The 16,800-nt window shown below is 35.5% G+C and carries 13 protein-coding genes; 12 read left to right on the top strand and 1 reads right to left on the bottom strand.

The annotated features are described in order from the left end of the window. Nucleotides 1–33 precede the first annotated feature (33 nt). From H8S40_RS14350 to H8S40_RS14340, 3 genes are all read left to right on the top strand, one after another. Nucleotides 34–294: a hypothetical protein gene (locus H8S40_RS14350; RefSeq protein ID WP_117989965.1), complete on the top strand. Its 261-nt coding sequence runs from the start codon at nt 34–36 to the stop codon at nt 292–294. A 30-nt stretch (nt 295–324) separates the two neighbouring features. Next, complete coding sequence (locus tag H8S40_RS14345) at nt 325–2,169, top strand: GBS Bsp-like repeat-containing protein (RefSeq protein ID WP_186865477.1); 1,845 nt, start codon at nt 325–327, stop codon at nt 2,167–2,169. A gap of 126 nt (nt 2,170–2,295) precedes the next feature. Continuing rightward, entirely contained in the window at nt 2,296–5,298 is a 3,003-nt protein-coding gene (locus H8S40_RS14340; protein WP_186865476.1) for a glucosaminidase domain-containing protein, read from the top strand. Between the two features lie 44 nt (nt 5,299–5,342). On the opposite strand, the gene H8S40_RS14335 is transcribed toward H8S40_RS14340, so the two are convergent. Beyond that, on the bottom strand, nt 5,343–6,602 hold the full coding sequence (locus H8S40_RS14335; RefSeq protein WP_186865475.1) for a lipopolysaccharide biosynthesis protein: 1,260 nt from the start codon (nt 6,600–6,602) through the stop codon (nt 5,343–5,345). Nucleotides 6,603–6,806: 204 nt separating this feature from the next. On the opposite strand from H8S40_RS14335, the gene H8S40_RS14330 reads away from it, so the two are divergent. From H8S40_RS14330 to H8S40_RS14290, 9 genes are all read left to right on the top strand, one after another. Beyond that, nucleotides 6,807–8,396: an amino acid adenylation domain-containing protein gene (locus tag H8S40_RS14330; RefSeq protein WP_186865474.1), complete on the top strand. Its 1,590-nt coding sequence runs from the start codon at nt 6,807–6,809 to the stop codon at nt 8,394–8,396. A gap of 39 nt (nt 8,397–8,435) precedes the next feature. Next, nucleotides 8,436–11,060 carry a transglutaminase domain-containing protein gene (locus H8S40_RS14325; protein ID WP_186865473.1) on the top strand — a complete coding sequence of 875 codons (2,625 nt, stop codon included), beginning with the start codon at nt 8,436–8,438 and terminating at the stop codon, nt 11,058–11,060. Between the two features lie 31 nt (nt 11,061–11,091). Beyond that, nucleotides 11,092–11,898, top strand: coding sequence for a hypothetical protein (locus H8S40_RS14320; RefSeq protein ID WP_186865472.1), 807 nt, complete (start codon nt 11,092–11,094; stop codon nt 11,896–11,898). Between the two features lie 136 nt (nt 11,899–12,034). Continuing rightward, nucleotides 12,035–13,444: an MBOAT family O-acyltransferase gene (locus H8S40_RS14315; protein ID WP_243238265.1), complete on the top strand. Its 1,410-nt coding sequence runs from the start codon at nt 12,035–12,037 to the stop codon at nt 13,442–13,444. Next, entirely contained in the window at nt 13,431–14,411 is a 981-nt protein-coding gene (locus H8S40_RS14310) for a hypothetical protein (RefSeq protein WP_186865470.1), read from the top strand. Before H8S40_RS14315 ends, H8S40_RS14310 begins: the two co-directional genes overlap by 14 nt. A 50-nt stretch (nt 14,412–14,461) precedes the next feature. Then, nucleotides 14,462–14,686 (top strand): acyl carrier protein, encoded by a 225-nt coding sequence (locus tag H8S40_RS14305; RefSeq protein WP_118724059.1) that lies wholly within the window; start codon nt 14,462–14,464, stop codon nt 14,684–14,686. 160 nt (nt 14,687–14,846) lie between these two features. Beyond that, nucleotides 14,847–15,647 carry a glycosyltransferase family 2 protein gene (locus tag H8S40_RS14300; RefSeq protein ID WP_366482602.1) on the top strand — a complete coding sequence of 267 codons (801 nt, stop codon included), beginning with the start codon at nt 14,847–14,849 and terminating at the stop codon, nt 15,645–15,647. Nucleotides 15,648–15,656: 9 nt separating this feature from the next. Further along, complete coding sequence (locus H8S40_RS14295) at nt 15,657–16,346, top strand: glycosyltransferase family 2 protein (protein WP_117989969.1); 690 nt, start codon at nt 15,657–15,659, stop codon at nt 16,344–16,346. A gap of 8 nt (nt 16,347–16,354) precedes the next feature. Next, nucleotides 16,355–16,708: a DUF2304 domain-containing protein gene (locus H8S40_RS14290; protein WP_366482600.1), complete on the top strand. Its 354-nt coding sequence runs from the start codon at nt 16,355–16,357 to the stop codon at nt 16,706–16,708. Nucleotides 16,709–16,800: the final 92 nt, after the last annotated feature.

Genomic DNA, 16,800 nt, shown 5'->3' with positions numbered 1-16,800 from the left:
TTTTGATGTGAGTACAAGAAAGAGGATGAAATAATGAAGTACGTATCAGGAGATATTTGCTACATATTAGAAGATAATAAATATGCAACAAAAGTCAAAGTGATGGGCCGTCATGGGGATGAATGTATTGTTCAGCGGATAGGTGCCTGTGGGGCGTTAAGATTTAAAGATCATGAGCTGTTCGGAACAGAGGAGGCTGCATTGGAAAGCAGAGAGACTACATTTGCGAAGGTGAGTCCGCAGTTGTCTATGTTTCCGGAGGGGGATAATATCCCTAGTATAAAGATTGGGTGAGAAAGGAAAAGATAGGGAAGAATTCAGAAGATGAAAGTGGAGATTCGAGAAAAGGTAAAGAAAATATTATTAATAATCGGAGCTGTTTTAGGGGCATTACTATCGACTATAGGAACATTGTTATATTTTAGTATTAAATGGATGTTTAAAACATGGACAAATCTAACAATGGATGAATTAGTATACCATATGACAGCCCCATTAGAGGGAACAAATGATGGAATGATTCAGGAATATCTGGATGTATGTGCAGTACCGGCTATTTTGATGTTGTTATTAGTCGTAATTTTATTTATTGCATGGAGAACAAAAAAACGTTGGTATGTTGTTATGGGGGCATCTATCATTGTTCCGATAATTGTAAGTGGAGTTTCAGTGCATGGAGCATGGAATGAATTAGATGTTGGAAGTTTTGTGGATGGACAAAGCACATATTCATCGTTTATTGATGATAATTATGTTGACCCGGCCGATGTAGCATTGACATTTCCAGAGCAAAAGAGAAATTTAATTTATATCTTCTTAGAATCAATGGAAATGACATATGCAGACAAAGAAAATGGTGGTGCATTTGATAAGAACGTAATTCCGGAACTTACAGAGTTAGCACAGGAAAACGAAGATTTTTCCGGGGAAGATAAAGAACTGAATGGTGGTTATGCAATGACAGGCGCAACCTGGACAATGGGTGCTATGTTTGCACATACGTCAGGTATACCATTGAGTATTTCCATTGATGGAAATGATATGAATACACAGGAACATTTTTTTGCAGGAGCAGTTACTTTAGGTGATATTCTGGAGAGCGCAGGGTATTGCCAGAATCTTATGATTGGTTCAGATGCAACCTTTGGAGGAAGAAGATTATATTTTACAGAGCATGGAAATTATAATATTTATGATTATAACTATGCAAGTGAAAATGGTCTGATTCCACCGGATTATCGTGTATGGTGGGGATATGAAGATGAGAAGTTATTTAGCTTCGCAAAAGATAAATTAACAGAACTATCACAGCAAAGCACCCCATTTAATTTTACAATGTTGACGGTAGATACACATTTTGAAGATGGATACCCATGTGAATTGTGTACAGATGAATTTGGAGACAATCAGTATGCAAATGTTATGGCATGTTCGAGCAGACAGGTGAAAGAATTGGTTGACTGGATTCAACAACAAGATTTTTATGAAAACACAACGATTGTTATTGCTGGAGATCATCCAACAATGGATAAGGATTTTTGTGAAGATGTAGATGACGATTATACAAGAAAAGTTTATACTACATATATTAATCCGGCAGCGGAACTTGAAACAACAGAGAAGAGAAGTTATACAACATTTGATAATTTCCCGACAACGTTGGCTGCATTGGGAGTTAAAATTGATGGAAATCGTCTCGGCCTGGGTACAAATTTATTTTCATCAACTCAGACATTAACAGAACGTTTTGGAATCGATAAGATGGAGTCAGAGTTAAAGAAAAAATCAAAAATGATGGAGAAGCTGGGGGATATACGAGAAGTAGAGACTGATATAGGAACGCAGACAGTACAGGAAGAAAATATTCCGTCAGCAGAGTTGTCGATAGGGGATTATGATTACAATTATAGTAGTTTACCGATATCAGTAACAAATATAAGTAATGTACCAGGGAATATTCAGTCTGTTATGGCAGCAGTATGGAAAGAAGCAGATCAGAGTGACTTACAGTGGGTAGAATTATATCAACTAGATGATGGAAGTTATTATACGGATTTGTATGTGGCAGATTATGGAGAAAATCCAGGAGATTATAATGTTCATATATATGTAATAGATGAGTTGGGAACCCCAACCATAGTTACTGGGCAGACAAAAACTATTAATTAGCATTTAAAAGAACAGTTTCGATGATGAAACTGTTCTTTTTGCTATCTTTACAGATGACGAAAAAGTTGAATTATGTTAAGATGGGAATTAGAATAAATATTGTAGGAAAGTGGGAGGAGGAAGTTGATGAAACACAAAAGAAGAATAAGTTGGATGTTGAGCATATGTATGTTGATACTAACTGTTATGGCCAGTGGAATAGATGTTGGTGCGGTTGACTTTGATCAAGAATCAATCCAAGCAACTGAGGATAGTAGCTTGGAAAAGACGGAAAACGAGGCAACAAAAGAAACAGAAGATATTACTGGTGAATTTACAAATTCAGGAGAACCCAACACAGCAGAGTTTGAAGTACGAGAAGACGAAACGATAACGAGTATGGATGAAGAAGGTAATGTTTCGGAAGCACCGGATGAGTCGGGACTGCTTGAGATTGATTTATTGAGTAATGATGGAAAGATAGTTAACTTTAATACAAAAGGAGCAGTGGTAACAACATACACCGAAGTTGGAACCGGTAACGCCGGGTATACTTGTGGGGCATATGGTGCTGATGCAGCATATCTTGGGACAGAAAATGGAAAAGTGAAATTTTTGTTATCAGGAGTTACAGGGCTAGTTGATGCAAATGATGTACAGGTTGTAAGTGTGAACAGTGCATCATCTGTCAGTTATTATGCTGTCAGTGCAGGTCGGTTAATACATAATATTACGACAAATATTACACAAGGAAATTATATCACATCATTGGATAACGGACCGGCACCATCGTATTTGTCAGAAGGTGTACAATATTATAGTTATGACGGACATTATTTCTATACAAGAGACAGATTTTCAAATATGCTGGATGATTATAAGGCAGGAGTAAGAACAAATTCGATTAACAGTTCTTCACCATATTATAATTATTATCAATATCTTCCTTTACGAAGCAAAACAGTATATTCAGCAGCTCAATTAAATGAAATTATAAATAGTAAAGCAGCTGGATATAAAATGAGTAATACAGGGGATATGTTTAAAAATTATCAAAACACATACGGAGTAAATGCATTAATTGCAGTTGGAATTGCAGCAAATGAAAGTGCGTGGGGAAAAAGTAGCATTGCACAGGAGAAAAACAATCTGTTTGGCTTAAATGCTGTGGATGCAGCTCCGGGACAGAGTGCAAACGCATATGAAAGTATTGATGCATGTATTAAAACATTTACAGAGACATATATGTCAAAAAGATATCTAAACCCTAAAAACTGGGTATATTCAGGGGGATATCTCGGTAATAAAGGAAGCGGGATGAATGTAAGATATGCGTCAGATCCATACTGGGGAGAAAAGAATGCCAATGTTGCCTGGATGATTGATAAAATATATGGGAATAAAGACAGTAATCGTTATACCATAGGGATAAAAGACGTGATAGGAAATGAACATACAGATTTAAATGTTCGGACAGAGGCGAATGGCTCATCTACTGTAATTCACACAACAAAAAATTATTCAAATCAGGCATTTATTATTTTAGATTCAAGCCAAGGCAATTTTTATAAAGTACAAAGTGATGCTGCGTTAACAACAAATCGTACCACTGTTTCGGATGCAGGAAATTATGATTTTTCTAGTATGTATGCATATGTTAGTTCGGGGTACGTGAAGAATGTCTTAACAGGTTCCGGAAATTCAGGTGGCTCAGGAGAATCAGGTGGAAATGAAAATAAACCAGATAATTCATTAGGTAGTGGAGCAATAGCGGTACCAACGGAACTGGCAGGAGCAATAGAATACAGTGCACATGTACGTGAGATTGGTTGGATGGATTGCGCTAAAAATGGACAGATGATGGGAACCACAGGGAAAAATCTTCCAATGGAGGCAATGAAAATAAATATTTCGGGTGTTGCAAATTTAGGGGTTGAATACCAGGTGCATGCACAGGATATTGGTTGGATGGATAGCGTGTCTAATGGAGAGGTAGGAGGAACTGTTGGACAAGCAAAAAATCTAGAGGCAATTAAATTAAAACTGACAGGCGATGCTGCATCAAATTATGATCTTTACTATAGGGTGCATGTGACGAATATTGGCTGGATGGATTGGGCAAAAAATGGAGAATTAGCCGGAACGCAAGGATATAATTACGCATTACAGGCGGTTCAGATTGCATTATTGCCAAAAGGATCAGCAGCACCAGGTGGAACAGAGACACCATATCAGATTAATACAGTCAAAATTGGATATTCTGCACATGTACAGGATGTTGGATGGCAAAACGAAGTGCTGGGAAGCAAGATAGCAGGAACAACTGGTCAGAATAAAAAAATAGAAGCAATGATTTTGAATGTAAAATCTAATTTGTTAGGAGTGAAATATCGTTCATATTTGCAGGATACTGGCTGGCAAAATTATCATAAGGACGGTGAAATTGCGGGAACAACAGGGCAGAACCGTCGAATGGAAGCAATTGAAATAGAGCTTACAGGAAATCAGAAAGATAATTATGATATATATTATCGGGTGCATGTACAAGATTTGGGGTGGCTCGGTTGGGCAAAAAATGGAGAGACAGCCGGAACAATGAACTATGCTCTTAAAGTGGAAGCAATTCAGATGTTAATTGTGCCAAAAGGAACGCCAACAATAGAAAATGAACAGAGTTCGTTTAAAAAGAAAAGTACAAATATAGAATATAGCACGCATGTGCAAGATATTGGATGGCAAGATGCAGTACAAAATGGAGAATTGGCAGGAACAACAGGGCAAAATAAGCAGGTAGAAGCAATCAGGATAAATTTGCAATATCCAGAATATTCAGGCGAAATTAAGTATAAAAGTCATATTCAAGATATCGGCTGGCAAAATTACGTGTCAAATGGTGCTATAAGTGGAACTGTAGGCAGAAACAAAGAAATGGAAGCAATATGTATTGAGCTTACAGGTGAAATGGCTGAAAAATACGATGTATATTATCAAGTACATTCCAGTGAATTTGGCTGGCTTGGTTGGGCAAAGAATGGAGAAAAAGCAGGAAGTGAAGGATATGCACGTCAGGTAGAGGCAATTCGTATTCAATTAGTAGAAAAAGGTGGAAAAGCGCCAGAAGATATCGGAAAAGCATTTTATAAAAAATAAAAAAATATAGCATATGTTCCTTTATCGAACATATGCTATATTTTTTATTTGTTTTTCTTTTTTTTTAGATATAAAAATATAAAAATCATAAATGCTAATACAAGAAATAATGTTCCGGCAGAAATAGTATATGCATAAGCAGCACCTAATAAAGCGAACTTCTTAACGAGGATTCCGGAGATAAGCATTGCGATAGCACTGGCAATTCCGAATCCGACTAATAAATATACTTGTCTGCGCATTACAGTCAATATAACTTGTTCAATAACTGCAAAAGCAAAGAAAGCACCGCCAATCAATAATACCACCAATACTTGCGTATAGGATGATAAGGAGACACCAAATACAATGGATAATATTGGACATCCAAGGATTGCTCCGGCGATGATAATCAATGCAGAGATGAACAGTGCTCCGGCAAAAATTAAACCGCATAATTTTATGAATTTGCGATATTCTTTATGGACCCAGGATTTAGATAAACGAACTAATAAAGGCTGCAAAGCAAAACCTACAAATAAATTGGTCACAAAGCAAGGCATGAATAGATAAGTGTAGTAAGCCTGATCTTTTGCAGTAAGGTAAGCATCAATTGCATATTTTGGTGCATTACCCATGTAGATAAGTAAAAAAGCACTAATACACAATGGGAAACATTCTGTTAACAGATTCCAAATTTTATTCCATTGAAAAGAAGGATTTTCTAAAGGAATAATAATTTTCGTTGAATGAATAAGTACAATTAATATGATACTTGAAATTATAATGGAAATCAAACAACTTAGAATCAGGTTGTGTGTAAAAATAAGTGTAAGTATAAAACCAAGAACATATGCGCCAATGCGAATGCTCATGATTTTTCCGGCAATATCCAGTCGGCCTTTCACCTGATAATATCCACCATAAACATCATCAAATGCATCTGTAACTTTGAGTAAACACAGCAGAATAGTAATTAGTGCCTTTTCGAAGTAATAACCCTCAAACCATACAAAGCCTAATACAGATACCATCATAATGATATTTGTTACGATTCGGGAAGCTTCATAAACTTTTATGGAATATTTATTTGTCACATCAGTTGCCTGATAGTTTCGCATTCCATAATTACCAATTGTCAACATCATCTGTGAAGTAGAAAATCCCAAAGAAAATATCCCGGCATCGGATACACCATTCAGCAAAGTTACGACCCAGAGCAATAGCATTGATACAATAGAGTTCAAACCGCTGGACATCATGTTCCAAAATACACTTTGTTTTCCAATGTCATCTTCTTTTATCAACCAAAATTTCTTAAACATAATTTACCCCTGTTCTTTATTAAATAAGTGAATCTTATTATAACATGAAATAGCAGGTACATAATAATTTATTTAGTAAACCTACTTAGATTTTAATGAACTTACAATAAAATTCTAAATTTTGTTTTCAGAAGGAAAATTTTCTGGTGTAAATTCTAATGTAGAAGGGATTGACAAAAAAATGCCGGGGGGGGGTATAATGATATGTGTATATTTGTATTTATATACAAGAAATTACAAGAGGGAGGAAAAACTTCAGTGGAAGTAGTTGGATTTGAAAATAAGAAAAATGCAAGTAACGTATTAGAGTATTTAGAAAATTCTGCAATATATTTTCCAGATAAGGAAGTGTATGAAGATAAAAATGTCAGTATGACATTTAAGCAGGTAGAAGAAACAGCACAAAGAATTGGTACGTCGCTGGCAATGAAACTTGGAAGACATAGAGAGCCTATTGCTGTATTTATGGATAAGTCAGTAAAAGCTATCGTGTCTTTTTTTGGTGTTTTATATAGTGGTAATTTTTACTGTCCGTTGGATGTGAAAATGCCAATTGAACGCATACAAATTATCATGGATGTACTTTTGCCGAAAATTATTGTTACGGATAAAGAACATAAAGAACTTGCAGAAAGCTTTGCTAAAAATAGTCAGATTGTTCTTTGGGAAGATATATCAGAACAGGAAATCGATAAAGATATGCTTGGAAATATAAGGATGGATATGACAGAACTAGATCCGTTATATGTGTTATTTACAAGTGGTTCGACAGGTGTGCCAAAGGGGGTTTTACTTAATCATAGAGTTGTAATAAATTATATGCAATGGTTAGAGCAGAACTTTGAAATTGATAGTACATCAGTTTTTGGAAATCAAGCACCATTTTATTTTGATGTATCAATACATGATATTTATGGAGCAATTTATTTTGGCGCTAAAATGGTTATTATACCACAAAGTTTTTTTGGATTTCCCGTCCGATTAATTGAATATATGAATGAAAAAAGGATATCTACATTTTTATGGGTTCCATCCGCAATGGCGATTGTTGCAAATCTTCAGACATTTGATGTAGTAGTTCCTCAATATTTAAAACAAATTATGTTTGCAGGAGAGGTATTACAAAGAAAACAATTAGATTACTGGGTCAAATATTTACCAGACGCTGTGTATGCAAACCTGTATGGACCAACAGAAACGTTTGTGTGTACGGCATATATAAGAAAAGGGAATGAGCCAGAGGGACAGCCATTACCAATAGGTGTTCCAATAGCTAATTCGCAGGCACTTCTTTTGAGCGAAGAAGGTAAAGAAGTTGAGTATGGTGAAGTTGGAGAATTATGCATGAGAGGCTCTTGTCTGGCATTAGGATACTATAATAATCCAGAAAGAACAAAGTTGGCATTTGTGCAGAATCCGTTACATCAACGTTATCCAGAACGCATATATCATACTGGAGATTTAGTCCGATATGATGAAACTGGTAACCTGATTTATATTTCCAGAAAAGACTTTCAAATTAAACATATGGGATACCGCATTGAGTTAGGTGAGATTGAATCTGCCGGGAATGCAATAGAAGGAATTCGTGATTGTGCATGTATGTATAATACGAAAAGAAAAAAAATAGTATTCTTTTATGATGGGATAGAAATGGAAACAAAAAAAATTACAGACACATTGGCAACCAGAGTTCCTCATTATATGATTCCTGGAAAAGTTGTATATATGAAAGTAATGCCACATAATGCGAATGGAAAAATAGACAGGGCAAAACTGAAAGAATTAGTATAGCATAAAGCGAATGGTGTCTAAGAGGAAAGAGGAAAATACATGAAGAAAAATATAAAAAGTGTGGGAGTACTTCTACTCAGTTCTATTATGTTGATGTCAAGCCCATTAACAGTGCTTGCAGAGGAAAACGAAATTGTACAAACACAAGAAAATGGTTCTATTGATCAGACTGAAAATAATGGAGAAAGTGAGTCACAAGCTTCTGAAAATAGTAGTGAAGACAGTACAATTAAAGAGGAAAAACAACAGGAAATATTAGAGCAGGAGGATGTACAAGAAAACGTAGCACCAACAACTGTTCAGGATATACAGAAAGAACCAGAGGCTGTTGCAGAAAATGGCGAGCAGATTCAATTAAAATATCGTGCATATTTACATGGTGGATTCTGGCAGGAAGAAAAACAAAATGGAGAAATGGCCGGAACGACAGGGCAGAATCGTGCAATGAGAGCACTGCAGATAAAAATAGATAATCAAACAAATGTGACAGGTGGGGTTGAGTACAGTGCACATGTGCAAAATATTGGCTGGCAGGACGCTGTAAAAGATGGAGAAACAGCGGGTATTGAAGAAAAGAATCTTCCGATAGAAGCAATTAGAATGAATCTTACAGGAGATTTAAAAGAACAGTATGACATATATTATCGTGTTCATGCTACAAATGTTGGTTGGCTTGGCTGGGCGAAGAATGGTGAAGACGCCGGAACTGCTGGATATGCATATGCTGTACAGGCAATTGAAATTAAATTATATAATAAAACTGCAGAGGACAAGCCGGCGCAGACAGAATGCAGCTTTTTGTCAGAAGAGACACGTGGTTTGTTAATGTATAAGACTCATGTACAAAACATTGGTTGGCAAGATAAAGTTTATGATGGAGCAACAGCCGGGACAACTGGGAGAAACCTGAATTTGGAAGCACTTCAGTTAAAAGTGACAAATGCCGGAAGAAAAAATATGTCAGGCTCTATTAGTTACGAAGCCCATGTACAGGATATTGGTTGGCAGAATGCAGTTTCTGATTGGGGTACAGCCGGAACAACAGGAAGAAATAAGAAAATAGAAGCGTTAAAAATAAGCCTGACAGGAGAGTTGGCACAAGCATATGATATCTATTATCGTGTTCATTCAGCAGAGTATGGTTGGTTAGGCTGGGCAAAAAATGGTGAACAGGCAGGTACTATAGGACTTAACTTGGGAGCACAGGCAATTGAAGTAAAATTATATGCAAAAGATGCAACAGATAAACCAGAACAAAGCAGCAGAAGTTATATTTCGCAAGATAATTTAGGCGCAATTATTTATAAAGCCCATGTACAAAATATTGGTTGGCAATCAAATGTGTATGATGGAAAAACAGCCGGAACGACAGGAAGAAATTTGAGTGTAGAAGCTCTAAACATTAAAGTTACTGACTGGGGAAGACAAAATGGGCTGAATGGGTCTGTTATTTATCAGACCCATGTACAGGATATTGGCTGGCAGGATGAAGTTGCGGATGGAGAGACATCCGGAACAACAGGGAAAAACAAAAAAGTCGAGGCCATAAAAGTTCGTTTGTCAGGTGAACTGGAAGAAAAATATGATATCTATTATCGCGTTCATAGTGCAAGATTTGGCTGGCTTGGCTGGACGAAAAATGGAGAGACAGCTGGAACTGTCGGCTACAATGCGGGAGTAGAGGCTATTGAAATCAAACTTTATGAAAAAAATGATACAAACGTACCAGATACAACAGCAAGGAGCTATCTGGCAACAGAAAATATAGGTGAAATTAATTTTGCGGCAAATGTTGAAAAATCTGGTTGGCAGACTACAAAAACAAATGGGCAGACTGCAGGAACAACAGGAGAAAATAAAGCAATTCAGCAGCTGACTATGAGTACATCTGATTCTACGGGAAAAAATGTATTTAATGGAACAATTGAATATCGTTTGCATGTAAGTAATGTTGGCTGGATGGACTGGAAAAATAATGGAGAAATAGCTGGAGACGGAAAAAATCAGGCAGAAGCGGTTCAAATTCGTTTGACGGGTGAGTTGGCACAATATGCAGATATCTATTACCGCACTCATGTGTCAAATTATGGATGGCTTGGCTGGGCAAAGAATGGTCAGGAAGCCGGAACTACAAAACTTGGAAACAAATTGCAGGCTATTCAAGTGAAAATTGTTCCGAAGGGAGCAATGGTACCAGGAAGTAATAGTAATTATTATATAACGATGACACCACAACAGATGCGTATTAATAATGGAATCCAAAATGTATATAATCAGGTAGGACGGAATTTGTATAGTTGTTTTATGTGGTGCGTTAATAATATCAAATACCGTACGCTTGGAAATAATCCAGGAACTGGTTATACAAATCCACAGTGGTTTGCACTGTACGGATTAGAGCAGCAAATAGGAGATTGTCGTACTTATGCAGCAACTTTTTATCAGTTAGCAAAGGGACTGGGCTATAATGCAAGATATGTATATGGTTATGTTCCAAGAGCTGGAGGTGGAATGGTTGATCATGCATGGGTAGAAATTGATATCAATGGAGTAACCTATGTATATGATACAGATTTTCAATATGAGACGGGGCGTAATGGATATCAGTTCAGATACAGGACTTCCGGTACATGGGTATACACAAATTATCACTATGAAAGTTAAAAAATAGAAGAAAACAGAGGAAAAGATACAAATGAAACGTAAAGTATTAACAATATTTTTAGTAGGAATGTTAGCAATTACAGCAGTTACAGGATGTGGAAATAAAAATACAACAGATACAAAAAAAGAGACAACTGCTACAACAAAAACAGAAAAAGAAGAATACAAAACAATAGGAGAAGAGGATAAAGATGCTTATAAAGTAACTCTTAAAAATGAAACAGGTCAGGATATTGTTTCTGTTAGTGTAAAATCTTCTTCAGAGGAAAATTATCCAGATAGTTTTTTGAAAGAGGCAGATACTTACAAGAAAGATGAGACAAGAGTTTTGTATTATAAGCCATCAGAAGATGCTGCTAAGGAAACCGCGACAGAAAGTGGAAAAGTATTGCCGGTAGAATATACTATACAATTAACATTGGCAGATAAGACAATTGTTGAATTGCATGCATTTCCATTTGATGATATGGAAAAAGGAGAAATTAAAATTCAGGATGGTGTGGCTTATCTGACATATGAGAAAGATGGAGCAGAGGTTAGTACATTAGATGCCGAATTGGCTACAAAAGCTCAAAAAGAGCAAGATGAAAAAGCAAAAGCGGAAGCAGAAGCCGCAGCACAGGCACAGGCAGAGGCCGCAGCACAGGCTCAAGCAGAAGCCGCAGCACAGGCAGAGGCTGCTGCAGCTCAGGAGCAAACGAATCAATCAACATATACAGAATCATCAGATTGGGGTTCACAAACATATACAGAACCGACACCAGCACCAGCACCAACACCATCAGCAGACACATCATCTTCTGATGACGGCTGCATTGGAGATGGATTGACATATTAAATAAGAGGGGAATGGAAAAATGTCGTTAACATCGAATTTGTTTTTCCTGTTTACCGCAATGGGACTATGTATTTATTATATAGTCCCAAAGCGTTTACAATGGGTTGTTTTATTAATATGCAGTTATTGTTATTATATGATAATTAGCATACCGGCAGTATTTTTTCTACTATTTTCAACTCTTGTGACATATGGTTGTGCTTTATGGATAAAACATATTGATAATATTCAAGTAGAAGAAAAAGTAGATGTAAAAAAGAAAAAAAGAATTGTTATATTTGGAATAGTATTGGACTTAGGAATGTTAGCATTTTTGAAATATTCCAATTTTTTGATTCTAAATATTAATGCAATAACAAATAGTCATATCAATCTGTTTCATATGATTTTACCACTTGGAATTTCTTATTACACATTCCAAACGCTGGGATATTTGTTAGATGTATATTGGGGGAGAGCAGAAGCAGAAACAAATTTGGGTAAATATGCATTATTTGTTTCATTCTTCCCACAACTTGTACAAGGACCAATAGGAAGATATGGAAGGCTTGCGGACCAATTGACAAGCTCACATAAATTTGAGTTACATCAGATAAAGTATGGTGTTGAAAGAATTGTATGGGGATTGTTCAAAAAGATGATTGTAGCAGAATGGGCTTCGGTATATCGAATTGCAATTTTTTCTAATCCAGAGCAATATTCAGGAATTGCGGTATTTGGTGTGTTGCTATACACAATAGAGCTGTATGGTGATTTCGCAGGAGGTATAGATATTGTATTAGGCGTAGCTGCAATGTTTGGAATTCGACTAGATGAAAACTTTCGTCAGCCATTGTTTTCTGTTTCGATTAGTGACTTTTGGAGAAGATGGCATATATCACTTGGAACATGGATGAAAGATTATGTGTTTTATCCACTAACTTTGTCAAAAGCAATGTGCAAACTTCAAAAAAAGGCGAAAGTCAAATGGGGACGAAAAAAAGGAAGATTCGTGACGATTGCTGTTTCAGATTTGATAGTATTTGTACTTGTTGGTTTATGGCATGGTCCTAGCTGGAATAATATAGGATGGGGTTTTTATAACGGAGTAATTATTGCAACAAGTGGATTCATGGCAGACACATATAAAGTATGGAAAACGAAACTACACATTAAAGATCAAAGCAAAGGATATCATCTGTTTATGATACTCAGGACGTTTATACTGTTTAATCTTGGACAATATTTCGATTGTGTTAGCTCAGTTGGAGAAGCGTTGAAAATGATGAAATATTCTGTTACGAGTTTTCAACCATCACAATTTTTAATGATATCATCCGGAAAACTCGGAGTAGAATATACACCGTATGCATTATTAACATTATTTATAGGATGTGTTATTTGGTTTATTGTGAGTGTATTAAAAGAAAAAGGCATAAATATGGAAGAAGCAGCAGCGAAAACGCCAATAGCTTTGGAATTTCTAATATGTATTCTTTTGCTTATCAGTATTCCGCTGTTTAGTCCAATGTCAGTAGCTAGGGGGTTCATCTATGCACAGTTTTAAAAAAGGAATTAAACTAGTTATATGTCTGTTGATTTGTGCATTAGTGATCAAAGCAATGGATATTTTATTGTATCCATGTACATTTGTAAGAAATGATATTCATACAGTTACAAATGAGCAGAAAGATGTTGTTATACTAGGAACATCGAATGGAATGTCAGATTTAGATCCGGATAGTATGCTGGAAGGAACAAAAAGGACAGGACATAATTTGTGTGTTGGAGGAGAATATCCAGTTGATGCATATTATTTGACAAAGCTTGTTATTGAAAAACAACACCCTAAAACAATTATATTTGAATTGTCTCCGGGATATTTTACAACGGAAAAAGAAAAAGGAAATAATTATTTATTATTTTATCATGAATTTCCAATGTCTATTACAAAAGCAGAATATTATGCAAATACAATGTTAGATTGTGATTTCCGTTCACCTTTATTTGCATTTCATGAGTATTCATTGCAATATGAGCTTTCTAAAATAAAGGATACAGTTTATCAGAAAATGACAAATAATTATGATGTATCATATTTGAAAGGACAAGCACAGGAATATCATGAAAATGGATTTATTGAGAAATATCCGGTGGCGATAGAGAATTTCCCATCATATTCACCAACCTTGTTTTCAAAGGATGAAGTGAAAGCAACTAATATGGAATATTTGGATAAGTTGATTCGATTATGTAAAGAGAATGATATTGAGTTTATTGCGACGACAATGCCTTTAGCAGCAACAATGTTAGTTCAAGAAGAGGAAAGTTATCGTGATGCATGGGATTATTTTTCAGAGTATTTTCGTGAAAAGGGTGTAGAATATTATAACTTCAACAGAGAATATTATAAAAGTTATAATCATGAGCTGGCAAATTATGTAGATTATGATGGGCATATGAATGGTGATAGCGCCAAAGCATTTTCAAAAGTGTTTGGTGATATTGTATTTGGTGACGAAGCATTAAATTAGAGAGAAACCTGTAAAATAAAAAGATTAAAAAAGAGGAGAAGAAATATTTTATGGAAACATTATTGGAAATTTTAAGCGATTTAGTACCGGGAGTACAGTTTGAAGGAAGAACAGATTTGGTGGAGAGTGGAGATTTGGATTCACTTAAAATTTTAAATCTGATTTCGGATATCTCAGATGAATTTGATGTGACAATCCCAGTAGGCGAGGTTGTTCCTGAAAATTTTGATTCGCCAGAGGCAATTATGGCATTGATTAATAAACTTCAGAAATAAGGACATAAGTTTTACAAAAGCGGTGTGGTATAGATTTTGCCATGCCGCTTTAACATTCTGAAAGAAAATAGTATTAATAGAAAAATGGCTATAATTGACAGAAAAAGTAAGACGAAGTATACTACTATAGATAAAGAATAATTAGAAGAGGAATCGAAAAATGGGAGATATGAGTGCGAAGCATACATTTGTAATATGTGCATATAAAGAAAGTGCTTATTTGGAAGAATGCATTCTTTCATTAAAGCAACAAACTGTAAAATCAAATATTATTATGATAACATCTACACCGAATAATTATATTCGAGAACTCGCAGAAAAATATGAGATACCATTGAATGTGAATGAAGGAGAGGGAGGAATCGTTCAAGACTGGAATTTTGGATATGCACAATGTAGAACACCATATATAACAATCGCTCATCAAGATGATGTGTATTTTCCAGAGTATGCAGAGCATGCTGTGAATATGTTAGAATCTGCAAAAAAACCATTGATTTATTTTTCGGATTACTGTGAAATTAGAAATGGGGAAAAGGTTGAAAATAATCAATTGTTAAAAGTAAAGAGGATGTTATTGTCACCTTTAAAAGTAAAGAAATTTCAAACTAGCCGCTTTATCAGAAGACGTAGTTTGGCATTTGGATGTGGAATTTGTTGTCCATCTGTTACATTTGCAGTGGAGAATCTTCCTAATCCTGTTTTCACAGTACATTTCCGTTCTTGCGAAGATTGGGAAGCCTGGGAAAGACTCTCAAGATTAAAAGGTACGTTTGCTTATGACGCAACAATTCAAATGGGGCATCGTATTCATGAAGAGTCAGAAACATCAATTATCATAGGAGATAATGCAAGAAGCACGGAAGATTATGAGATGTATTGTAGATTTTGGCCAAAATGGATTGCAAAGATATTGATAAAATTATATTCAAAAAGCCAGCAATCAAATAATATAGACTAAGGAGTATGTATGAAAAAGCTAATTATTATACCGGCATATAATGAAAGTGCAAATATTGAAAAAACAATTAAAATGATTCAGGAAAATGCTCCGGAATTTGATTATGTAATTATAAATGATTGTTCTACGGATGATACGAAAAAAATTTGTGAAAAGAATGGTTATAATTATATAGACTTACCAATTAATCTGGGAATTGGCGGGGCCGTGCAAACAGGCTATCGATATGGTTATGAAGAAGGCTATGATATGGCTGTGCAGGTGGACGGAGATGGTCAGCATGATCCAAAGTTTTTGGCAACAATGGCAGATTATCTTGAAGAACATGGACTGGATATGGTAATTGGTTCTCGTTTTATTAATAAAGAAGGCTTTCAGTCATCCGGAGCAAGAAGAATGGGTATCAAATATTTTACAGTGCTTATTCAGTTGCTGACCGGAAAGAAAATTACAGATCCAACATCAGGATTGAGAATGGTTAATCGTGACGTTATGAAAATATTTGCATATGATTACCCGAAAGATTATCCGGAACCTGAAAGTGTGGTTGCAATTTTGAGACAGAAAAAGAATGTTGAAGAAATTCCTGTTATTATGAAAGCTCGTGAAGGTGGAGTTTCTTCCATATCGCCGAAAAAGTCAGTTTATTATATGATAAAGGTAACCTTAGCAATTTTAATTGAGCGAATTAGAAAGTAAGAGGTGAGATGATGAATATTCGAATTCAGGTAATTGTAGCAATCGTGATTGTGCTGGCATTGTGTGTGATTATAAATATGATCAGAAAAAAAGCACTTGAGTTAAGATATGCACTTGCATGGCTTTTGGTAGGATTTGGTACGTTGATCTTAGATTTGTTCCCAGATGTAATGATGGGACTTGCCAAATTTATGGGAATAGAAGTTCCGAGTAATATGTTGTTCTTCTTAGGATTTTGCTTTGCGTTGATCATTATTTTCGTATTGACAATAGCAGTTTCAAGAATGTCAATCCGAATTAAAAATTTAACTCAGGAGATGGCGTTGTATGAGAAGAGAATGAAAGACAATGAAAGACAATGATGGGTAACTTGTCAAATATAGAAAAAGGTGTTATACTACAAATGGTTGTTATGTATGTGATATAACGCCTTTTTCTTGTATAAAAATGTATA

The organism is Ruminococcus hominis, from assembly GCF_014287355.1.
Classification (GTDB): Bacteria; Bacillota; Clostridia; order Lachnospirales; family Lachnospiraceae; genus Schaedlerella; species Schaedlerella hominis.
Note: the sequence above shows the minus strand (reverse complement) of the source record. Positions and strands in the feature narration are given on the sequence as shown.